The following is a 21974-nucleotide window of genomic DNA, read 5'->3' as shown; positions in this document are numbered from 1 at the left end:
TGGGTTTTCATGGTGGTGGTTTATTCCCGTGTGAGATCATGTCCGTCAACGCCAATGCCTCCATCTCGCTCGCAGCCCCGGTATCGATTGACGCATTCGGGTGCGCCGCGGAGAAGCTCTCCAGGGATCAGAAGCTCGCCGGCAGCGATATCCAGTTTTTCCGCAAAAGCTCGCCCGGCGAGAAGGCGAGCCAGGTTATCACTGCGGCGTCGAATCGTGGCTTTCTGGTTGGGGTTTCGCTGTGCACCGGACATCGCCGCCGGGTGTTTCATGAGGGCCGCGCGAGCACCCACGAGTTTGAAAGGAATTCCATTTATATCCGGAATTTCCTTGAAGACTATAAAGCCGATTTTTATGGCTATTTCGATTTCATCCTGCTGGAGATTTCCCGCACCTTTATCGAGCGCACCAGCGCGGAACTAGGCCGCTCGCGCATCCTGGGGCTGCGCAGCGCGGGGGGAGAGCAAGACCAGGTACTGGCGCATCTCGCCCAGGCGGCGGCACCGGCGCTGGGCCACCCCGGCATGGCCAGCAAGCTGTTCGTCGATCAGCTGGGCTTCACCATCGGGACCTATCTCGTCGAGCACTATGGGAATGGATCCGTCGCAACGCCCAAGACGAACCGGTTGCTGTCGCAACGCAGCGTGGCGACGGCCAAGGAAATGCTGATCGCCAAGATCGATGGCGACCTTTCCATTGCGGACGTCGCCGACGCCTGCAACCTGTCGCGTAGCCATTTCACCCGTGCCTTCCGGGACACGACTGGCCAGACACCTTATCAGTGGCTGGCGGCCCAGCGCCTGGAGCGCGCCCGCTGGCTGCTGCGCGAATCAGGGCTCTCCCTGGCGGAAGTGGCCGTGGCTTGTGGCTTCTCCGATCAAAGCCATTTCACCCGCGTGTTCTCGCAATCGGTCGGCGTCTCTCCCGGCAACTGGCGCCGCCGGGTTCACGCCTGACGCGCCGGGCGCAAGGCCAATCCGTCGGCGCCGATGCTAGCCGCTGCCCGGGCACAAGACAATTGTCCCTTGGTATGGGTAGACGGCGCCTGCTGTGCTCCACACAATGCGGCTGTGCCACCATTGGCACTGCCACCGTCAGTGCCTGAGCAACTTGCGACCAAGCCATGAATGACCCTCAAGCCGGCACTGCCGGCACACCTGCCGCCGAGCGCGGCAGCGCCGGTGCCGCCGGTGCCGCCGGATCGCCGTGGAGCCCGCTGCGGCACAGCACTTTCCGGATGCTGTGGATCGCCACGGTGGCGTCCAATGTGGGCACCTGGATGAACGACGTGGGTGCCAGCTGGCTGATGACGTCGCTCGATCCCGATCCCCTGATGGTCGCCCTGGTGCAGGCGGCGGGCAGCCTGCCGATGTTCCTGTTCGCCCTGCCGTCCGGGGTGCTGGCCGATATCGTCGACCGGCGCAAGTACCTGATCTTCGCCCAGCTTTGGACGCTGGCCGTGGCGACCACGCTAGGTGTGCTCGCGCTTACCGGCCTGGTCAACGCCCATGTGCTGCTGCTTGCTGCATTTTTGCTGAGCACCGGCGCGGCGATGAGCTCGCCGCCGTTCCAGGCCATCGTGCCGGACCTGGTCGACAAGGCGGACTTGCCGCCGGCCATTGCGCTGAACTCGCTGGGGATCAATATCAGCCGTGCGATCGGCCCTGCGCTGGGCGGCTTGATCCTGTCGTTCTCCGGGCCCGCGGTGGTATTTCTGCTCAACGCGCTGTCGGTGCTGGGCGTGACGCTGGTGCTGTACCGGTGGAAGGCCGAACCCGCCCGGCGGAACCTGCCGTCCGAGCATTTCTTCTCGGCGGTGCGTGCCGGCCTGCGGTACGTGGAGGCCGCGCCGCTGCTGCGCGTCGTGCTGGTCAGGGCGGTCGCGTTCTTTCTCTTCGGCAGTGCCGGCTGGGCGCTGCTTCCGCTGGTGGCCCGGCAGGAACTGGGCCTCGGTCCGGGCGGATATGGCTTGCTGCTGGCCAGCATCGGCCTGGGCGCCGTCGGTGGCGCCCTTGTGCTCCCCAAGCTGCGCGGCCGGGTCTTGGCCGATCGCATGGTGGTGCTGGCAAGCTTGTTGTTCGCGCTGAGCTTGCTTGCGCTGGCCTATGTGCGGCATTTCTGGCTGCTGGCAGCGGCACTGCTGTTTGCCGGGCTGGCATGGATCGCGGTGTTGTCCACGCTCAACGTGGCCGCCCAGCGCAGCGCCGCTGGCTGGGTCAAGGCGCGCGCGCTGGCGGCCTACCTGACCGTGTTCTTCGGCGCCATGACCGCGGGGAGCGCGCTATGGGGCAAGACCGCCGCGCTGCTGGGCATTCCCGTCGCCCTGGTGCTGGCGGCAGCGGGGTTGGTCCTTGCATGCGCGACTGCGTTGCGGTGGCGCCTGGACATCTCGCCGGACCTGGACCTGGCGCCTTCAGGTTTTCTGCACCCGGGTGAACTGGACGTGGCCCATGACCGTGGGCCGGTGATGATCTGCGTGGAATACGAGGTCGCGCGCGAGGATGCAGCAGCGTTTGCCAAGGCTGTGCAGGAGATGCGCCGGATTCGTCGTCGCAGCGGTGCGCTGTCCTGGGGGGTCTACGAAGACCTGGCCGTGCCCGGGCGCTTTATCGAGACCTTCCTGGTGGAGTCGTGGCTGGAGCATCTGCGCCAGCACGAGCGCCACACCATGAACGACAAACTGATCCAGACGCGCGTGCATCGTTTTCACCGCGGCGCCGCGCCGCCCGTCGTGCGCCACCTGGCAGCGCCCGACGGCAACTGACCACCCCGCGCCGGATCAGGGCAGGGTGGCGTCCAGGCGCGGCAGCAGTTGCCTGGACAGCGCCAGGATCAGCAGGATTGCGGGCCCTGGCGGAATGCGGCATAGGCAGGCATGAAGCTCGTCACCGCCACACCGGTCTTTCCTGCGGAGATCCCAAAATCGCGCGACAAGGCCGGCAGCAGGGTATCGGCAGCCCGGATGGAGGCGGCGGCAAAGAAGCCGCCCAGGCCCAGCGCAAGCCGCTCGTGGCGCCTGCCGAGTGCCAGGGGCATCACGCTTTCGGACATCGTCTTCAGTCCCCTGGCTGCGGCCCGGAATTCGCGCTTCGCGCCAGCACGTTCCCGATGCAACGGATGATGTCAGCTTCCATGAAGGGTTTGCTGAGAAAACAGACCGCGCCGATCGCCTCGGCGCGTTGCCGGAAGCGCTCCTCGGGGAAGGCCGTCATGAAGATCACCGGCGTGGAAAGCCCGCGTGCGCGCAGGTGTTCGCAGAGCGCGAAGCCGTTCATCGCGGGCATCTGCACGTCGGCGACCAGGCAGGAAATGGCATCGATGGTGTCTGACTGAAGCAGATCGTTCCCGCTCGCATAAAGCTCGACGCTCATGTTGAAGGAGCGGAGCAGGCTTCCCAGGGCTTGTCGGACAGCAGCATCGTCGTCGACGATGGCGATCACCGGGGTAGCTATCACACGGTGTTCCTCCTTTTGTCTTGAGCGGTGACGAAGCGGTCGGAGGCCTCCATCGCTTGCTTCGAGGATATCGCGCTGTCACGTTCAGTGAAATCATACGGTGGTATTGTCGGCATCGGTCGCGGATTCCCCCCGGGCAAGGCGGGAAGGGCGGTCCGGCCGCGCCGTCCCCACCGTGCTATCCGGCGCGGCCCGGCCCGCGCTAGCAAGGCCTGGCTTGGCCGGGGGTAACACCAAAGTATGAGACGGCGACACCAGCGGGCGCATCCTCTACAGCGGATTGCCCCTCGGGGGCGCAATATACTCTGAGGTTCCAGCTTTCATGACGCGGTCCCAGGTCCGATGAATTCGTTGCGCAGCTACAAGCTCGAGTATTTGCTGGACGGTGAGATCGCGCTGCTGCGCGGGACCGCCGCCGGATGCACGCCCGTGCTGCTTTCGCTCGCCGGCCCGGCTGCCAGCGCGGCTGGCGTACGGCGGCGCCTCGAGCACGAATACACCTTGCGGGACCTGCTGCGACCCGATTGGGCAGTGGTCCCGGTGGCATTGATCCGCTATGACCGCAGGCCGGCCCTGCTCGCGGCCGACGAGGGAGGCTTGCCGCTGGCCCAGCTGCTTGGCCAGCCGTTCCCGCTGGATGCCTTCCTGGAAATCGCGATCGCCGTGTCCGCCGCGATCGTGGCCATGCACGAATCCGGCATCGTCCACCGGGACATCAAGCCAGCGCATCTCCTTATCGCACCGAACCGGGAACGGGCCTGGATTACCGGGTTCGGCATTGCCACCGTCGCATCGTCCGGCACCTTGCCCGGCGCGCAACCCCCGATGCTGGCGGGAACCCTGGCCTACATGGCGCCCGAGCAGGCCGCCAGGGGCGAGCCGGCGGTCGACGCACGGGCGGACCTCTACGCGCTGGGCGTGATCCTGTATCAGATGCTCACGGGTGTCCTGCCGCTCGAAGCCAGCGAGCCGGTCGGCTGGGTGCACTGCCATTTCGCAAGACTGCCGGTGGCGCCGTCGGAGCGCAACGACGGCGTTGCACCAGTGTTGTCCACCATGGTGATGCGGTTGCTGGCCAAGGCACCCGGGGAACGCTACCCCAGCGCGAGCGCGCTTGCCGGCGAACTGCGGCGGTGCCTGGAGGCGTGGCGCAGCCAGGGCAGCCTGGAACTGGTCGCAAGCGCTCCGTTGCCTGACTTGCCGGATATCCAGGGCAATGCGCCGGGTTTGCTTGCCGAGGGCCTGCAGCGACTGCCGCCAGAAGCAAGCGCCTTGCTGATGGCCCTGTCTTGCCTGGGCAGCACGGTGCCGGCGGCAACCGCGGCGCAGGCGCTGGATGTCACCGAAGCACGCCTTGGCGGCCTGTTGGCCGAAGCCGTGGCCGGGGGCTACATCGTGGCCGGCGACGCCTGCTATCGCTTCGCCCACGAACGGCTCCAGGAGGCAGCGTATGCCTTGATCCCGGCAGCCGACCGCCCGGCCTTGCACCTGCGGCTGGGACGCCGGTTGGCGCAGCGCATGGCGCACGGTGACAACAGCGGTGACAACAGCGGTGACGACCGAAACGGTGGCATCTTCTGCGCGGTTGACCAGTTCAACCGGGCAGTCGGCATCCACCTCGATGACGGCGAGCGGCTCCAGGTTGCCCAACTGAGCCTGGAGGCCGCGCTTCGCGCGATGAAGACGACCGCCTACGACCGCGCCAGTGCCTGTTTTTCCGCCGGCGAGCGATGGCTGCCAGACGGGGCATGGGAGGCCCATCACGCATTGGCGCTGGCGTTGGCGATGGGGCGCGCCGAGTGCGAATTCGTTGGTGGCCGGCTCGGCGCTGCCGCGGCCAGTTTGCTGGACTTGAGCGCCAGGACGCGGACACCCTATGACCTGGCGGCGGTCACGCGGCTGCAAGTGGCTGTGTATACGGCGCTTGACCGGTCCGACCTCGCCGTCAGGCTGGGGCTGGGCTTCATCCGCACAATGGGATTGGACTTCCGGCCCGGCGCGCAGGGGCAGGTGGAGCAGGAGTACCAGCGCTTGCTTGCGTTGCTGGGCGATCGGCCGGCCGAGTCGCTGGCCAGCTTGCCGCGCATGCATAGCCCGGTGTGGCGCGCCACGCTCAGCGTCCTGGCCGAGGTGATGTCGCCCGCGTCGTTCATGGACCGGAACCTGCGCGACCTGATACCGCTCTGGATGGCGCTCATCAGCCTGGAACATGGCAACGACGAAGCCTCCTGCATTGCCTACGTTCACCTTGGCATGACGATCGGGCCGCGCCTTGGCGACTACGGGCTGGGTTATCGCCTGGGCCGGGCCGGCCTGGCGCTGGTCGCGCAGGAGGGCATGGGCCGCTTTCGGGCCAAGGTCCACATGTGTTTTGGCGCGTTGCTGCTGCCGTGGACCCAGCCCATCCGCGGTGGGCGCGAACTGATCGAGCGCAGTTTCGAAGAAGGCCGGCAGACGGGGGATTTCAATTTCGCTGCCTACAGCCGCAACCAGCTGGTCACCCATCTGCTGGCTTGCGCAGAGCCGCTGGCCGACGTGGATGCGAAGATCGAGGCGGGCCTGGCTTTCGCCCGCTCGCTGGGCCTGGCGCGGGTCGTCGATATCCTGAGCGCGCAATCCAGGTATGTTGCGGTGCTGCGGGGCCGGGCCCCGGGCTGGATGGCGCTGGACGCCGGCGAGCCGGGGTTGCTGGAAGCCGAGGCAAGACTGCAGGGCGACCCCCGCCTCGCCGTCGCCGCCTGCTGCTACTGGATTCGCAAGTTGCAGGCCTGTTTTGCCGCGGACGACTATCGGGGTGCACTGGACGCGGCCGGCAAGGCGGAGCCGCTGCTATGGACCGCCCCATATTTCCTGGAGATCGCGGACTATCATTTTTTCGCGGCGCTCTCGCTGGCCTGGGCGCCGGCATTGCCGGGCCACGCGCCCGGCCAAATATCCGGCCACATGCCTGGCAGCGTGCAGGCGGCGGCGTTCAAGCGCCATCACGACCAGCTGAGCGTCTGGGCACGGGAGAATCCCGCCAACTTCGGCGCGCGCGCTGGCATCCTGTCGGCCGAAGCCTTGCGCATGGCGCGGGAGCCCTTGCAGGCCATGCGCCAGTACGAACAAGCGGCCCGCCAGGCGAGAGAGCGGGACCAGGTTCATGACGAGGCCCTGGCCTACGATCTTTGCGCGCGCTGCTGTTTCGAACAGGGCCTGGCGGCGCCGGCATTGGCTTACCTGCGCAAGGCACGCGATGCCTATGGCAGTTGGGGCGCCGACGGCCAGGTGCGCAAGCTGGAGGCGCGCGCTCGCGCCCATGACGGCACGGATCTGGACACGGGCCGCGCGGCGACCGGGCAGGCCGACGCGGCGGCCCTTCAGCCCGCTACTTATATCGGGCCGGCCGCCCAACTGGACCTCGACACCGCCATCAGGGCGACGCAGGCGCTGGCCGGCGAGATGCAGCTCGACCGCCTGATTAACACGCTGCTGACTACCACGCTTGAGCAAGCGGCCGCGCAGAGGGCACTGCTGTTTCTCCGGCAGGACGGTACGCTGCGCTTGGCCGCGCAAGCCCGTACCGAGCAATCCGGCATTGTGGTCGACCTGGATCCGATTGGTGCCGTGCCCTATCCCCGCGCCATCGTCGACGCGGCGCTCACGACCCGCGCGGATTTCGTCCTCGACAATGCCCGCACGCATGCGAAGTTCGGGCAGGATCCGGACGTCCAGGCGCGCAGCGTGCGCTCGGTGGCCTGCCTGGCGTTGGCAAAGCAGGCCGCGCTGATCGGCGTGCTCTACCTGGAAAATAATCTGGCGGATGCGCTGTTCACCGGCCGGAGAATCAACCTGCTGGCCATGCTGGCCTCCCAGGCGGCCATCTCGCTGGAGAATGCCAGGCTGTATGCCGAGTTGCTGCGCCAGAACCAGGAGCGCCAGCGGGTACAAGCCGAACTGGCGCACGTCTGCCGGGTCACCACGCTTGGCGAGCTGGCGGCATCGATCGCACACGAGGTCAATCAGCCGCTGACCGGCATCGTCACGTATGGCGGCGCGTGCCTGCGCTGGATCAACCGTCCTGAACCCGATCTCGATGAAGCGCGTCATGCGGTGCAGAACATGATCGCGGAAGGACTGCGCGCAAGCGAGGTGATCCGGCGTATCCGGGCGCTCGCGCGCAAGGGGGAGTCCCGCCGCTTGCCGTTGCAGCTGAGCGACCTTGCGGCCGAGACCGTCGCCATGGTGAAGCACCAGGCCGAGGCCCACGGCATCGTCATCGCCCAGGACTGCGTGGCCGGGCTGCCGCAAGTGCTCGGCGACCGCATCCAGTTGCAGCAGGTGATCATCAACCTGCTCGTCAATGCCATCCAGGCAATGTCATGCCGCCGCCCGGGGCGCCGTCACCTTCGTGTCGCCACGGCGGCGCCAGCCGAAGGCCAGGTACGGTTGCGCGTGGAGGATACCGGCCCGGGTATCGACGCGGGAAAGCTGGACAAGCTGTTCGAGGCGTTCTACACCACGCGCGAGCAAGGGCTGGGTATGGGCCTGTCGATCTGCCGGTCGATCGTTGAAGCGCATGGTGGCACCATATGGGCCGAGTCTCCCGTGCGCACCGAGGCGCAAAGCGGCCAGCATCCGGCAGGCCCCGGCGCGGCCTTCTCCTTTACCCTGCCGGTGCCGCAACCACAGCCATGACCTCTCTTAAAGTGATCGCTGTTCAACTTGTAATGTGAGGCGCGTCCTAATAAGTCACAGTAGACAAAAGCCGGCACAAATTGACAATATGCCGGCAAAGCAAAAGCGTAGAGTGCCCGCGGGGTAGCCATACGGCGACACAGCCCCGCACAGCCCGACACAACGATTGACGTTGTCCCCGTTCTTGCTGGCGCCTTTGACGTTGACTGGAGAAACTGACCGTGACAATTCAAAGTCTGGAGCCCGTTGACACGATTTCCCCGGACGACGCGTTGGTGCTGGTCGTCGACGACGACGCGCTGCTGCGCGGTGCGCTGGGCAACCTGTTTCGCTCGGTCGGCATGCGTGCCGCGCTGTTCGGCTCGGCCGCGGAATTGCTTGAATACCAGTTGCCGGAGGCACCTTGTTGCCTGGTGCTCGACGTCAGGCTGCGCGGCCAGAGTGGACTGGACCTGCAGGCGCGCCTGGGGCAATTGGGCATCCGGGTCCCGATCATCTTCATGACAGGCTATGGCGATATTGCCATGACCGTGGCAGCGATGAAGGCGGGCGCGGAAGACTTCATGGCCAAGCCGTTTCGCGATCAGGACCTGCTCGATGCGGTATCGGCAGCGCTCGCGAAGGACCGCCGGCGACGCGAGGGAATGCGCAGGGCCCAGGGGCTTCGCAGCTGCTTCGAGACGCTGACGCCGCGGGAGTCGGAGGTGATGGCGCTGGCCACGTCCGGGCTGATGAACAAGCAGATTGCCAGCCGCATCGGCATCAGTGAGGTGACGGTAAAGATCCACCGCGGGCAGGCCATGCGCAAGATGAAAGCGCGCACGTTTGCCGATCTCGTGCTGATGGCCCAGCAACTTGGCGTCTGCCACGTCGGATGCTAGCGGCGCTGGGATAGCCACGGCTGCATATCCACACGCCTCGCGCCGGGACACCTGCCTCGCCTACAATTTGTTCTGCATGGCTGCAACGGCCCAATCAGAAAACGAAGCAAGGCGAGGCAAGATGATGGACTTCAGTTTGACGCCCGATCAACGGGAGTTGCAGGAGCGCACCCGCCAGTTCATTGCGGACCAGGTCATGCCGATGGAGCGCGATCCCCGGCAAACGCCGCATGGCCCAACCGAGGACTTGCGTGCGGACCTGGTGGAAAAGGCAAGGGCGGTGGGCTTGCTGACACCCCACGCCAGCACGCAGGCCGGAGGCCTCGGGCTTTCGCACCGGGACAAGGCCATTGTCTTTGAAGAGGCGGGCTACTCGCCGCTGGGGCCGGTCGCGATGAACATCCATGCGCCGGACGAAGGCAATATCCACCTGATGGAACTGGTCGCCACGCCGGAGCAGAAGGCGCGCTGGCTACATCCCCTGATCCTCGGGCACACGCGCTCCTGCTTTTGCATGACCGAGCCGGCGCCAGGCGCGGGGGCCGATCCGTCCATGCTGCAGACCACGGCGGTGCGCGATGGGGATCATTTCGTGATCACGGGCAGGAAGTGGTTCATCACGGGCGCCACCGGTGCCACCTTTGCCATCATCATGGCGCGGATGGAAGACGGCACCGCCACCATGTTCCTCGCTGACATGAACCAGGCCGGTGTCGAGATCGAGCGGCAGATGGACGCGCTCGATACGTGCTTCACGGGTGGGCATGCCGTGGTGCGCTTCGATGGCCTGCGGGTCCCCGAGGGCGACGTGCTCGGCAAGCTTGGCGAAGGATTCCGCTACGCGCAGCTGCGCCTGGCCCCGGCGCGGCTGACGCACTGCATGCGCTGGCTCGGGGCGGCCCGGCGCGCGCATGACATTGCGGTCAACTATGCGCGGCAGCGCCTTGCGTTTGGCCGGACCCTGGTGGAGCATGAGGGCGTGGGGTTCATGCTGGCCGACAACGAAATGGATATGCACACCGCGCGCCTGACCATCTGGCACTGCGCCTGGGTGCTGGACCAGGGCGAGAAGGGGCGCGACGAGTCCAGCCTGGCCAAGGTGTATTGCTCGGAGGCGTTGTGGCGGGTGGTGGATCGTTCCGTGCAGGTGCTTGGCGGCAGCGGGGTGACGGACGAAACCATCGTCGCGCGCATCTTCCGCGACATGCGCGCCTTCCGGATCTACGATGGTCCCTCGGAGGTGCATCGCTGGAGCATGGCCAAGCGGATTGCGCGTGGCTGAGCCGTTGCCGGCGCGCCGGGTCGAACAGCGATTCTGATTCAGCGATGCAGTGATGTGTCTTCACCATAGGAGGTACGCTCGCCGTGGACAATTCCTTCCACCATTTTTCCGAGTTGTTTGCGCAACTCGGCCTGCCCGCCGACGATCGGGCGATTCGTGAATTCCTGGCCGCGCATTCTCCCCTGGCCTCCGATGTCGTGCTTGCGGACGCCCCATTCTGGACGCCCGCGCAGGCCACGTTGCTGCGGGAGGAAATCCTGGAAGATGCTGACTGGGCGGAAGTGGTTGACCAGCTGAATGCGGCGCTGCGAGTGCCCGGTTAACGCCCCGGCGAAATTCGGCTCTGCTCCGCTCCAAATAGAGTACTTCTGCTCCTGTTCTGCATTGTTGCGGTGCGGCAACATCCCCTGGACGCGCGTCATTGTCGACGCCAGGGGAAACCGCCGCAACCATGAAGTGCCAGTTATTTGTATTGGCCGGATGTCCGGCCTGCACCGCGCTTGAACTGTGCATGCGAGACGCCGGTCTCGCCTATGACCGCATCGTGCTGGCGTCGCCACGCCATGCTGCCGATGTGCTGGTTCTGCTTTCCGAATCCGATCCGCGTTGTCCGGCCTTGAGCATGGGCGAGCAAAGCGCAAGCGGCCTCGCGGCTTGCCTTGCGCTTCTCGGCCAGGGGCATCCCGAATGCGTTTCGCTTGCACCGCCGGCATTCACCGCCGCGGGCAAGGAACTGATGGATGGCATGCTTAGCGGCCGTGTGCTGACGGCCAGGAATGAGCGGGCGTTCCTGCTCGCGCTCGGTGCGCTGCGTGCTGCCGTCCAGGCATGGGGCAGTGCGATGCCGGCGGCGCTGCGCCGCATCGGTTTGTTCGTGCCTTACCTGGACCTGAGGATCGCGGATGGCCTGTCTGGCGGGAAATTCAGGCTTGCCGGTGCGTTCGGCGCGGACGAAAGCGCGTTGGCGTCCATGGCCAATCGCTTGCCAGCCGGGTTTGAAGACGCCTACCTGGACCGCCTTAGAAGGGGCCGGAGCTGGGTCTATTGGGAAGGGGGCGCCAGCATGCTTGGCGACCGGACCACGCGGTTTCAGAGTATCCGCCACTGGCCCGCGGCCAGCCGCACGGCGGCCGCCGGCGGCCTGCTTATCTAGTCGTTCTATCTAGTCATTCGCAAGCACGCCGCCTGACGGTGGCGCGTGGCCGGCCCCCGCCGAGGGGGCGGCCACGCCATGGTGCCCTTGGTGCCCGAGGTGCTAGTCGCGCAGACGGGCGCGTTCCGGCGACATATCCATCGGCATCATATTGACGTTCGCGTTATGCATGACCCACAGCGAGCCTGCCACGATGATGGCGATCAGCAGCCCGGTGCACACGAAGATCGCCGTGTTCATGCGCTGGTCCGCGGACGTCCCGATATGCAGGAAAAACACCAGCTGCACCACCAGCTGCGCAACGCAAAGCACCACGATGGCGGCAAGGCCCATGCCCTTGGGCACTAACCCGCCCATCACCGCGCCGAACGACGCGAGGGTGAGCACCAGCGACAGCGCAAAGCCGATCGCATAGCCTTTCAGGCTGCCGTGCGCGGCGTGCGCCGTGGATCCTGTGTGGAGATGGGTGGTCTTCATACAAACTCTCGCAGATAGACAAAGGTGAACACGCAGATCCAGATCAGGTCCAGGAAGTGCCAGAACAGGCTGAGGCAGGCCAGGCGGCGCCGGGTCACGCCATCCAGGCCGAAGGACTTGACCTGGTGCATCATGACCAGGATCCACAGCAGGCCGCAGCTCACGTGCAGCCCGTGGGTGCCTACCAGGGAGAAGTAGGCAGACAAGAATGCGCTGACGCCCGGTCCCGCGCCGGCATGCAGCAGCTCGGCAAACTCATACAGCTCCATGGCGATGAAGGCCGCGCCAAGCACGAACGTGATGCCCAGCCACTGGATGACCTGGCGCTCCCGACCGGGCTGCATGTTCAGCATGGCCACGCCGAAGGTGAAGCTGCTGATCAGCAGCAGCATGGTTTCGCCGAGCACGAACGGCAGCTCGAACAGCTCCCGGCCGCTGGGGCCGCCTGCCGTATTGCCGGCGAGCACCCCGAAGGTGGCGAACAGCACGGCGAAGATCAGGCAGTCGCTCATCAGGTAGATCCAGAACCCCAGTGTGGTCTTGGATCCGTCGTCGTGCGCGACGTGCTCGTGCGTGTTGTGAATGACTGTGTAGCTCATGGGTCAAGCCGCCTTGCGTAGCTGCGCATAGCGCGCGTTTTCGATGCGTTCGACTTCGGCCGCCGGGACGTAGTAGTCCACGTCGCGGTTGTAGGTCCGTGCGATGAAGGTGCCGATCACACCCAGCAGGCCAAGGCCCGCGATTGCCCACATGTGCCAGACGAGCGCGAAGCAAAGCAGCAGGCCGAACGCCGATACGATCACGCCCGCGCTGGTATTCCTGGGCATATGGATGTCCTCGTAGTGGGCTGGCCGCACATAGGCGCGCCCGGCCTCCTTGTCATCCCAGTGCTGTTCCAGCGAGGTGATGTGCGGCACATGGGCGAAGTTGTAGAAGGGAGCCGGCGATGCGGTGGCCCACTCCAGGCTGCGGCCATCCCACGGGTCGCCGGTGAGGTCGGGATTTTGCTTGCGGTCGCGCACGCTCACGGCCAGCTGGATGAGCAGGGCGACGATACCGGCGCCGATGATTACGGCGCCGCACAGCGCCACGATCAGGTAAGGCTGCCAGTCGGCGTGCGTGTAGTGGTTCATCCGGCGGGTCATGCCCTTGAAGCCGAGCACGTAGAGCGGCATGAAGGCCAGGTAGAAGCCCACCAGCCAGCACCAGAACGAGATCTTGCCCCAGCGCTCGTTCAGGGTGAAGCCGAACACCTTGGGGAACCAGAAGCTCATGGCGGCCAGGCAGCCGAAGATGACGCCGCCAATGATCACGTTGTGGAAGTGCGCAACCAGGAACAGGCTGTTATGCAGCAAGAAGTCCGCGCCGGGCACGGCCAGCAGCACGCCCGTCATGCCGCCGATGGCAAAGGTCACCATGAAGCCGATCGTCCACAGCGTGGAAGAGTGGTAGCGGATGCGGCCGCGATACATCGTGAACAGCCAGTTGAACAGCTTCACGCCCGTCGGGATCGAGATGATGGTCGTCATGATCCCGAAGAAGGCATTGACGTTCGCGCCCGAACCCATCGTGAAGAAGTGGTGCAGCCAGACGAAGAACGACAGGATGCCGATGGACGAGGTGGCGTACACCATCGACTTGTAGCCGAACAGCGGCTTGCCGGAGAACGTGGAGATGATCTCCGAGAAGGCTCCGAAGCACGGCAGGATCAGGATGTAGACCTCCGGGTGGCCCCAGACCCAGATCAGGTTGACGTACATCATGGCGTTGCCGCCAAGCTCATTGGTAAAGAAGTGCATGCCCAGGTAACGGTCGGCGGTGAGCAGCGCGAGCGTGGCGGTCAGCACCGGGAACACGGCAACGATCAGGATGTTGGTGATCAGCGCGGTCCAGGTAAACACCGGCATCTTCATCAGCGTCAGGCCCGGGGCACGCATGCGCAGGATGGTGACGATGAAGTTGATCCCGGTGAGCGTGGTTCCCAGGCCCGATATCTGTAGTGACCATATGTAGTAGTCCACCCCCACCGTCGGGCTATATCCCAGCTCGGACAATGGTGGATAGGCGACCCAGCCCGTGGCGGCAAAGTCGCCGACGAACATCGACATCATCACCAGCACCGCGCCTGCTGCCGCCAGCCAGAAGCTGAGCGAGTTGACGAACGGATAGGCTACGTCGCGCGCGCCGATCTGCAGCGGCACGATGACGTTCATCAAGCCGAGGATGAACGGCGTCGCCACGAAGAAGATCATGATCACGCCGTGGGCGGTGAAGATCTGGTCGTAGTGGTGTGGCGGCAGGTAGCCGGCCGCATCGCCCACGGCGATCGCCTGCTGCGCGCGCATCATGATGGCGTCGGCAAAGCCGCGCAGCAGCATGACCAGCGCCATGATGATGTACATCACGCCGATGCGCTTGTGGTCGACCGAGCAGATCCACTCGGTCCACAGGTACTTCCATTTGCCGAAGTAGGTCACGGCGCCGAGCAGCGCGATGCCGCCCAGCATGACGGCGGCCAGCGTACCCATGATGATGGGCTCATGGTACGGAATCGCCTCGAGGTTCAGTTTGCCGAACATGGATCAGTGCTCCGTGGCCGCGGCGCGGTGGCGTTGCGTGTGTTGCATGCAGTGCATGTGTTTCGGATTCATTGGCTTCATCAGTTGGCGGCCAGCGGGGGGCTTTGGGCTGTGCATACGTCGCCAGGCACATCGCCACGCGTATTGCCAAGCGTATTGCCACGCATATTGGCGCGCATATCGCTATGCATGTACTTGTTGACGATGTTCTGGAACAGGCCGGGCGCAACGCCCGCGTAGACCGTTGCCGGCTCCTTGGTGCTCGGCAGCTCCAGCGTCTTGTAGGCTGCCTCGTCCAGCGTCAGCGGCGACTGCCTGGCCTGCCGTACCCACGCGTCGAACGCCTCGCGCGAGGTGGCCACGGTGTCGAAATGCATGTCGGAGAAGCCGGGGCCGCTGTAGGCCGCGGACATGCCCGCGTAGGTGCCAGGCGTGTCGGCGATCAGGTGCAGCTTGGTCTGCATGCCGGCCATGGCATAGACCATGCTGCCGAGCTGCGGGATGAACAGGGAGTTCATCATCGATTCCGCGGTGATGCTGAAATTGATCGGCGTATCGACCGGGATCGGCAGCCGGTTGACCGAGGCGATGCCGTAGTCCGGGTAGATGAACAGCCATTTCCAGTTCAGCGCCACGGCTTCCACGCGGATGGGCTTGACGGTCGACTCCAGCGGCTTGTAGGGGTCCAGCGAATGCGTGGTGTTCCAGATCAGCACCGCTAGGCCGGCCACAATCACGCACGGGATGGTCCAGACGACCACCTCGATCCGCGTGGAGTGCGACCACTTGGGCGCATACGTTGCCTTGGTGTTGGAGGCGCGATAGCGCCAGCCGAAATACAGCGTCAGGAAGATGACGGGCACGACGACCAGCAGCATGATGAACAGCGAGACCAGGATCAGCGTCTTTTCCTGGTGCCCGATGTCGCCCTTCGGGGATAGCAGCTCCAGCTGGCAGCCACTGAGAAGGAGCATCGCTGCTCCACCGAGGAACAGCCCCGCATGGCGGAGTCCTCCCTTGCAAGCATTCAGCCAAGCGCTGGATTCTCGCCGGACGGCAGCGTCTGCCCCGGCATTTGAGTTATGCATAAGACACACCTTAGTTATGCATCACATCACCGGCGCGCGCGTCGGGACTGCCTGCCACGGCACGCTGGAAACCATCGCGAGAGAGGGGAGTCCGCCGGACTGGCGGGAAACGCATACAAAGCGTTAAATGTATGGATTTGTGTGATGCTGCGGCGCATGATAATGTAAGACAAAGGCCATACATAAAGCAAAATGCATCAGAGCAAATCCATACAAGATGACGGCGCCGCTCCCGGCTGGGCCGCAGCCTTCGTGCGCGGCGAGGGCGCGCGCTACCAGCAGATCGTTGGCTTCATCGAGCGCGCGGTCGGGGACGGGCGCCTGAACCCCGGCGACCGCTTGCCGCCGCAGCGCGAGCTGGCCAGGCAGCTCGGGGTGGATCTCACCACGGTGACGCGTGCGTTTACCGAAGCCAAGCGGCGCAACCTGATCGAGGCGCGCGGGGCGCTGGGCACCTTCGTCGCCCCGCCAAAGGTCGAACTGGCACAGATGGTCGACCTGAGCATGAACGTGCCGCCGCCGCCCGCCGGCGTGGATTTCCATGATTTGCTGCAGCGCGGGCTGTCGCAGGTGCTGCTGCGCTCCGATGCGCACCTGCTCATGACCTACCAGCTTGGTGGCGGCAGCAGGGCGGACCGGGCCGCCGGCGCCATGTGGCTCAAGCCGGTGCTGGAGTCGGTCAGCCCGCAGCAGCTGATTGCCTGCCCCGGCGCCCAGGCCGCGCTGGCGGCGCTGATCCTCACGCTCACGCAGCCCGGCGAGGCGATCCTCGCGGAGCCCCTGACCTATCCCGGCCTGCGCGCGGCCGCCGAGCAGCTCGGGCGCCGCGTGGTGACGGTGGCCACCGATGACGACGGCATGCGGCCCGATGCGATGGAGCAAGCGTTGCGCGAGCATGGCGCACGCGCGATCTACCTCAACCCGACCATCCAGAACCCGACCACGCGGACCATGCCCGCGCACCGGCGCCGCGATGTCGCGCTGGCCGCGCAGAAGTGCGGCGCCTGGATCATCGAGGATGATCCCTACTGGCTGCTAGGCAGCGACGCGCCGCCGCCCGTGGCCCACTTCGCGCCGGGCCAGGTCTACTACGTTGCCACGCTGTCGAAATGCCTGAGCCCGGGGCTGCGGACCGCCTATATCCGCCTGCCCGAAGCGCGCAGCCGGGCGGGCGTGCTGGCCGCGCTGCGCTCCTTCGCGCTGATGTCCACGCCGCTGTCGACGGCCCTGGCCACACAGTGGATTCACGAAGGCTCCGCCGCGCAGCTGCTGGCCGGGATCCGCACGGAAGCCTTCGCGCGGCGCGAGCTCGCGCGGCAGTTGCTGTTCAGCGCGGACCAGGCACCGCCCAGCGGCATACACGTCTGGCACACCTTGCCGAGCTACTGGACATCGCTGGCGCTGACGCAGGCCGCGCGTGCGGAGGATCTGCGTGTTACCGCTTCCGATGCGTTCTATGCGGGCCCCACGCCGCCCAATGCAATCCGCATCTCGCTGGGAGGTGTCGAGACGCGTGCCCATCTTGCTGCCGCGTTGAAGAAGCTGGCCGAGTTGCTGGTGCGCAGGCCGCAGGCGTCGCGGGAGATTGTGGTTTAGGGGGAGTTTTTTGGGTCTGCGCCGATCTGCATGGCGGCCAGGCGCAAGCACTGTCGCCGCGAGATCGGAAAGGTTGGGGTGGACCGTTGACCACACTTCATGTAAGCTCTCCCGCCCTCTTCGCGCCGCTGTACCGCGCCGCCATGCCCCAGATCATCGTTAGCCGTCTACACAAGACCTACCGCATCCACGAGCGCGACCCGGGCGTGCTCGGGGCGCTGCGTGCACTGATTCGCCCGCGCTATCGCACGGTCGATGCGCTGGCGGGGGTGTCATTCGAGCTGCAGCGCGGCGAACTGCTGGGGCTCATTGGCCCAAACGGCGCCGGCAAATCGACCACCATCAAGATCCTTGCCGGCATCCTGCGGCCCGACGGCGGCCGCGTCGAAATCGACGGGCGCGTTCCCTTCGCCGACCGCGAGCGGCACGTGGCGCGCATCGGCGTGGTGTTCGGGCAGCGCACGCAACTTTGGTGGGACCTTCCGGTGGGCGACGGCTTCGCGCTGCTGCGCGACATCTATCGGGTCGACCCGGTGCGCTTTGCCCGCACGCGCGACGAACTGGTCGCGCTATTGCATCTCGAGCGCCTGCTCGACCAGCCGGTGCGCCAGTTGTCGCTGGGGCAGCGCATGCGCGCGGAGATCGCGGCGGCGTTGCTTCACGAGCCCGACATCCTCTTCCTGGACGAGCCGACCATCGGGCTCGATGCACCCACCAAGCTCGCAGTCCGTGACTTCGTGCGGCGCGCCAACCGCGAACGCGGCACCACCGTGCTGCTGACCACGCACGACATGCATGACATCGAGGCCCTGGCCAAGCGCGTGATCGTGATCGGCCACGGCCGTGTGCTGGCCGACTGCGCGGTCGAGGCGTTGCGGGCCCAGGTGGTGGCTGCGCGCCGATTGGATGAGGGCCTGTCAGCGGACGCGGAAGACGAGGGCATGACCATCGAGGCCGTCATCGCGCGCTTCTACGCGATGCACGGCGCGGTGGAGGCTTAGTCCATGATGGCGCCGCGCGAACTCGTGCGTCCCTATCTCGCCGCGTTCAGATCCCGGTTCCTGCAGATGCTGCAGTACCGGGTGGCGGTATACGCGGCCTTCGTCACGCAGTGCTGGTGGGGGGGAATCAAGATCATGGTACTGGTGGCGTTCTACCGCAGCGCGGTGGCGGCGAGCGCGCCGCTGTCGCTCGCGCAGGCCATCACCTATACATGGTTGGCCCAAGGCCTGCTCGCACTGCTGCCGTGGATGGGCGACCCCGAGGTGGCGCAGGCGGTGCGCACCGGTGCCGTGGCATACGACCGGCTGCGGCCGGTGAATGCCTATGCGCTGTGGTTTGCGCGCTCGGCCGGCTGGACGGCGGCGCGCGCGCTACCGCGCGTGGCACTGATGCTGGCCTTTGCTGGCGTCGCGCTGCCAATTGCCGGGCTGGGGGAATGGGCCTGGCAGCCGCCTGCCGGGCTGGCGGCTGGCCTGGGCTTCATCGCCTCGGTGCTGCTCGCGCTGCTGCTGTCCACATCGCTGGTGATGCTGCTCAACATCGCGGCGGCAGCGGCGCTCAACGAGCGCGGCATCAATACGCTGGCGGCACCCGTCGTCATCGTGTTCTCCGGGAACCTGCTGCCTCTGGCACTACTGCCGGACACCTGGCAGACCGTGTTGCTGGTGCAACCATTCGCGGGCGTGATGGATATTCCGGCGCGGATCTATTTCGGGCAGCTGGGCGGCGCGCAGATGCTCTGCGGGCTGGGCCTGCAATGCCTGTGGATCGTGCTGCTGGTGAGCGTTGGCCATGCTGCCATGGGCCGCACGATGCGCCGGCTCGACGTGCAAGGCGGCTGAGGCGCATGGGCTCGCTGGCATTGTTCGCCCGCCTCGTGATGGCTTCGCTGAGCGGCCAGGCACGCTATCCGGCCTCGGCGCTGATGCTGACCGTGGGGCAGTTCCTCGTCACCGGCATTGAGGTGGTCGCGGTCTGGGCGCTGTTCCACCGCTTCGGCGACGTGCAGGGCTGGAGAATCGGCGAGGTGGCGCTGTTCTACGGGCTGGTGAACTGCATGTTCGCCATTGCCGACGCCCTGGGGCGCGGCTTCGACGTGCTGGGCACAACGCTGTTGCGCACCGGCGAATTCGACCGGTTGCTCTTGCGGCCTCGTCCCCTGGCTCTGCAATTGATGGGGCAGGACGTCCGCATCAGCCGTCTGGGGCGCTTGTTGCAAGGGCTGATGGTACTGGCTTTCGCAACCGTGCAGGCCGGCATCGCGTGGACACCGGGAACCATCGCCATCGCCCTGTTCGCGGTCGCAGGCGGCGTGGCGCTGTTTCTGGGCATCCTGGTACTGCAGGGCACGCTGTCCTTCTGGACCATCGAGAGCCTCGAGGTCGCCAACGTCCTGACATACGGCGGCGTACAGGCGACGCAATATCCGCTGGCTCTGTATGCGCAATGGTTCCGGTACGTGCTGACCTTTGCCGTGCCACTGGCCTGTGTCGCCTACTACCCTGCGCTGGCCATATTGGGCAAGGCCGATCCACTCGGTGCGCCTGCCTGGACAGGGCTGGTGTCGCCATTGGCGGGTTTCGTCTTTCTCCTTGCTGCTTTCGGCGCGTGGCGTGTCGGGCTGCGCCACTATGCCTCGACCGGCAGCTAGTGGGTAACGCGCCTGTCCGTTTTCGCTTCGGTGTTGCCTCCGCAACCACCTGCCCGGCATCCCGGCCCGCACCCGCTGGCCCTTGGGCACCAATCTGATTGAAAGCACCGGCGTGACCAAGAGCGTGGCCCACCCCACCACGAAACCATCGCGACGTGATGTATCGAGGCAAACCGAACCGGTAACGGCAGATTGGCGAGTGGGCAAGAATGCCGCTACCGGGGGCCTCACCGCGAAACCAGTATCACTCGCAGGGGCGTGGCGATTGAAACCGGTAGCGGCATGAGTTCGTTAGAACCCGGGGCCAGACGACGAAACCACCGGGCTGCGCAATCCCAATAAGCCAGCCTCCTGCAAGGATCGCTTTCTTTTGGTTACTTTTCTTTACGAGCCCTCCATGTCAGGATACTTGTCGTCTCCGTCTCCTTGGTGAAGCAAAATGGAGGGCGGTGTGCGAATAGGTGATGACACGATATGCAATCGAGCATCGGGAATGGGTGGTGGAGCAGATGATGCCGCCGCTGAACCGGTCGATAGTGGAGTTGGCCAAGGCCACAGGGATCACGACAGTGACCTTGCGGACTTGGCGCAGGATGGCGAGAGAAGCAGGAAGAATTGTGCCGGGTGACGGAAAGCAGAGTGATCAATGGTCCAGCGCGGACAAGTTTCGCGTTGTGTTGGAGACAGCGCCGCTAAGCGAAGCGGAGCTGTCGGAGTACTGCCGCGCAAAGGGCATCCGGGCGGAGCAGATTCAGCAATGGCGTGAGGCGTGCGAGCAGGCCAATGCGGCTACCCCCGTCAAGCGAACGTTGGCGCAGCGGCGGGAAGACGAAGCGGCGCGTGGGCGAGTGCGTGAGCTGGAACGCGAGCTCAAGCGCAAGAATGCGGCGCTGGCGGAGACGGCGGCACTGCTGGTCTTGCAAAAAAAAGCCGCAGCGATCTGGGGACGGGACGAGGAAGACTGATCAGCACCCCGGATCGCTTGGAAGCCATAGAGTTGATCGATGAAGCCGTAGGCGCCGGGGCCCGTCAGGCGAAGGCGTGCGAGGCGCTTGGTTTGACCGAGCGGACCATGCAGCGCTGGCGGCATGCCCCCGCCGACGGGCGGCTTGAAGCGCGTCGTGATGCACCGGCCAACAAGTTCAGCGAATCAGAACGGCAGGCGGTGCTGAGGGCGGCGAACCAGCCAGGTTATGCGAGCCTGACGCCGCACCAGATCGTGCCAAAGCTGGCGGATGAGGGCATCTACGTGGGATCGGTATCGACGATCTACCGGGTGCTGCATGAAGCGGGACAAAGCCGTCGGCGTGGCCGCAGCAAGGCCCCGTGCACGCGCCCGCTGACGACGCACCGGGCCACGGGTCCGAATCAGGTGTGGTGTTGGGACATCACCTGGCTGCCGACTACGGTCAAGGGCAAGTTCTTCTACTGGTACATGATGAAGGACATCTACAGCCGCAAGCTGGTAGCCAACGAGGTGCATGAGAGCCAGACGGCTGAGCACGCCAGCCGCCTGCTGATGCACGGCTGTTTGCGGGAGCAGACAGCGGGTCGTCCGCTGGTGCTGCACTCGGACAACGGCAAGGCCATGAAAGGGGCCACCATGCTGGCAGCAATGTATGACCTAGGGGTGGTGCCATCCTACAGCCGGCCCAGGGTGAGTAACGACAATGCCTATGCCGAAGCGCTGTTCCGCACGGCGAAGTACTGCCCGATGTGGCCGGAACGCCCGTTCGATAGCCTGGAACAAGCGCGTGACTGGGTGCTGCGCTTCGTGCGCTGGTACAACGACGAGCACCGACACAGCAGCCTGAAATACGTCACGCCCAACCAGCGGCATCAGGGCACAGCCACCGCTCTGTTGGCGCAGAGAACGGCACTGTATGAAGTTGTGCGCGCCCGGAATCCGCAGCGTTGGACCACGGGCATCCGCAACTGGGAACTACCAGATGCTGTGTACCTGAACCCGGAGCGAGCGCAGCAAAACGGACAGAATTACAAGCAAGCAGCGTAACGGCTGAGGCGACAACTACCTTGACACACGCCGCGAGTAAAGAAAAGTGACATCTCCCCCAAGCGAAAACGGCCAAAGGCGCACAGCCGCGCCAGCAGCTAGGAGCGCTAAAAGACTGG

18 protein-coding genes are annotated in these 21974 nt (G+C 65.5%); 12 read left to right on the top strand and 6 right to left on the bottom strand.

The annotated features are described in order from the left end of the window. Positions 1-38 precede the first annotated feature (38 nt). Together F7R26_RS31915 and F7R26_RS31910 are read left to right on the top strand one after the other, a co-directional pair. Positions 39-956, top strand: coding sequence for a helix-turn-helix domain-containing protein (locus F7R26_RS31915; RefSeq protein ID WP_150986787.1), 918 nt, complete (start codon positions 39-41; stop codon positions 954-956). A gap of 167 nt (positions 957-1123) precedes the next feature. Further along, positions 1124-2764 carry an MFS transporter gene (locus F7R26_RS31910; RefSeq protein WP_150986756.1) on the top strand — a complete coding sequence of 547 codons (1641 nt, stop codon included), beginning with the start codon at positions 1124-1126 and terminating at the stop codon, positions 2762-2764. Between the two features lie 68 nt (positions 2765-2832). Here the strand turns inward: F7R26_RS31910 and F7R26_RS31905 are convergent, their stop codons facing one another. Both F7R26_RS31905 and F7R26_RS31900 read right to left on the bottom strand, forming a co-directional pair. Continuing rightward, positions 2833-3036, bottom strand: a complete 204-nt coding sequence (locus tag F7R26_RS31905) for an MFS transporter (protein WP_150986758.1) — start codon at positions 3034-3036, stop codon at positions 2833-2835. 20 nt (positions 3037-3056) lie between these two features. Beyond that, positions 3057-3440, bottom strand: a complete 384-nt coding sequence (locus F7R26_RS31900) for a response regulator transcription factor (protein WP_150986759.1) — start codon at positions 3438-3440, stop codon at positions 3057-3059. A gap of 357 nt (positions 3441-3797) precedes the next feature. Between F7R26_RS31900 and F7R26_RS31895 the strand changes: the two genes are divergently transcribed. The 5 genes from F7R26_RS31895 (at position 3798) to F7R26_RS31875 (ending at position 11448) form a co-directional block, all read left to right on the top strand. Beyond that, complete coding sequence (locus F7R26_RS31895) at positions 3798-8132, top strand: ATP-binding protein (RefSeq protein WP_150986760.1); 4335 nt, start codon at positions 3798-3800, stop codon at positions 8130-8132. Positions 8133-8353: 221 nt separating this feature from the next. Further along, the gene (locus F7R26_RS31890; RefSeq protein ID WP_150986761.1) at positions 8354-9013 is read left to right on the top strand and encodes a response regulator transcription factor; all 660 of its coding nucleotides are present in this window, start codon (positions 8354-8356) and stop codon (positions 9011-9013) included. A gap of 124 nt (positions 9014-9137) precedes the next feature. Then, entirely contained in the window at positions 9138-10295 is a 1158-nt protein-coding gene (locus F7R26_RS31885; protein WP_150986788.1) for an acyl-CoA dehydrogenase family protein, read from the top strand. Between the two features lie 83 nt (positions 10296-10378). Continuing rightward, the gene (locus tag F7R26_RS31880) at positions 10379-10618 is read left to right on the top strand and encodes a DUF2789 domain-containing protein (RefSeq protein ID WP_150986762.1); all 240 of its coding nucleotides are present in this window, start codon (positions 10379-10381) and stop codon (positions 10616-10618) included. 188 nt (positions 10619-10806) lie between these two features. Next, positions 10807-11448: a hypothetical protein gene (locus F7R26_RS31875; protein ID WP_150986764.1), complete on the top strand. Its 642-nt coding sequence runs from the start codon at positions 10807-10809 to the stop codon at positions 11446-11448. 102 nt (positions 11449-11550) lie between these two features. On the opposite strand, the gene cyoD is transcribed toward F7R26_RS31875, so the two are convergent. From cyoD to cyoA, 4 genes are all read right to left on the bottom strand, one after another. After that, the gene (cyoD, locus tag F7R26_RS31870) at positions 11551-11925 is read right to left on the bottom strand and encodes a cytochrome o ubiquinol oxidase subunit IV (protein WP_150986765.1); all 375 of its coding nucleotides are present in this window, start codon (positions 11923-11925) and stop codon (positions 11551-11553) included. Then, positions 11922-12524, bottom strand: coding sequence for a cytochrome o ubiquinol oxidase subunit III (gene cyoC, locus F7R26_RS31865; RefSeq protein ID WP_150986766.1), 603 nt, complete (start codon positions 12522-12524; stop codon positions 11922-11924). The genes cyoD and cyoC overlap by 4 nt, the downstream gene beginning before the upstream one ends. Before the next feature lie 3 nt (positions 12525-12527). After that, positions 12528-14504: a cytochrome o ubiquinol oxidase subunit I gene (gene cyoB, locus F7R26_RS31860; protein ID WP_150986768.1), complete on the bottom strand. Its 1977-nt coding sequence runs from the start codon at positions 14502-14504 to the stop codon at positions 12528-12530. A gap of 80 nt (positions 14505-14584) precedes the next feature. Then, entirely contained in the window at positions 14585-15478 is an 894-nt protein-coding gene (cyoA, locus tag F7R26_RS31855; RefSeq protein ID WP_150986770.1) for a ubiquinol oxidase subunit II, read from the bottom strand. Positions 15479-15784: 306 nt separating this feature from the next. On the opposite strand from cyoA, the gene F7R26_RS31850 reads away from it, so the two are divergent. The 5 genes from F7R26_RS31850 to F7R26_RS31830 all read left to right on the top strand — a co-directional run bounded on the left by F7R26_RS31850 (position 15785) and on the right by F7R26_RS31830 (position 21855). Beyond that, positions 15785-17188 (top strand): aminotransferase-like domain-containing protein, encoded by a 1404-nt coding sequence (locus tag F7R26_RS31850; protein WP_150986772.1) that lies wholly within the window; start codon positions 15785-15787, stop codon positions 17186-17188. Between the two features lie 143 nt (positions 17189-17331). Beyond that, positions 17332-18189, top strand: coding sequence for an ABC transporter ATP-binding protein (locus tag F7R26_RS31845; protein ID WP_150986774.1), 858 nt, complete (start codon positions 17332-17334; stop codon positions 18187-18189). 6 nt (positions 18190-18195) lie between these two features. Beyond that, positions 18196-19032, top strand: a complete 837-nt coding sequence (locus tag F7R26_RS31840) for an ABC transporter permease (RefSeq protein WP_150986789.1) — start codon at positions 18196-18198, stop codon at positions 19030-19032. Between the two features lie 5 nt (positions 19033-19037). Further along, positions 19038-19841 carry an ABC transporter permease gene (locus F7R26_RS31835; RefSeq protein WP_150986775.1) on the top strand — a complete coding sequence of 268 codons (804 nt, stop codon included), beginning with the start codon at positions 19038-19040 and terminating at the stop codon, positions 19839-19841. A 464-nt stretch (positions 19842-20305) separates the two neighbouring features. Beyond that, positions 20306-21855, top strand: a protein-coding gene (locus F7R26_RS31830; protein ID WP_241754329.1) for an IS3 family transposase whose coding sequence is annotated in 2 segments (ribosomal slippage) — positions 20306-20792 and positions 20792-21855 — 1551 coding nt in all. Because the reading frame shifts where the segments join, the coding sequence is not laid out codon by codon here. Positions 21856-21974: the final 119 nt, after the last annotated feature.

This window comes from Cupriavidus basilensis, from assembly GCF_008801925.2.
Taxonomy (GTDB): domain Bacteria; phylum Pseudomonadota; class Gammaproteobacteria; order Burkholderiales; family Burkholderiaceae; genus Cupriavidus; species Cupriavidus basilensis.
The sequence above is the reverse complement of the archived record's forward strand: the minus strand, read 5'-3'. Positions and strand labels throughout refer to the sequence as shown.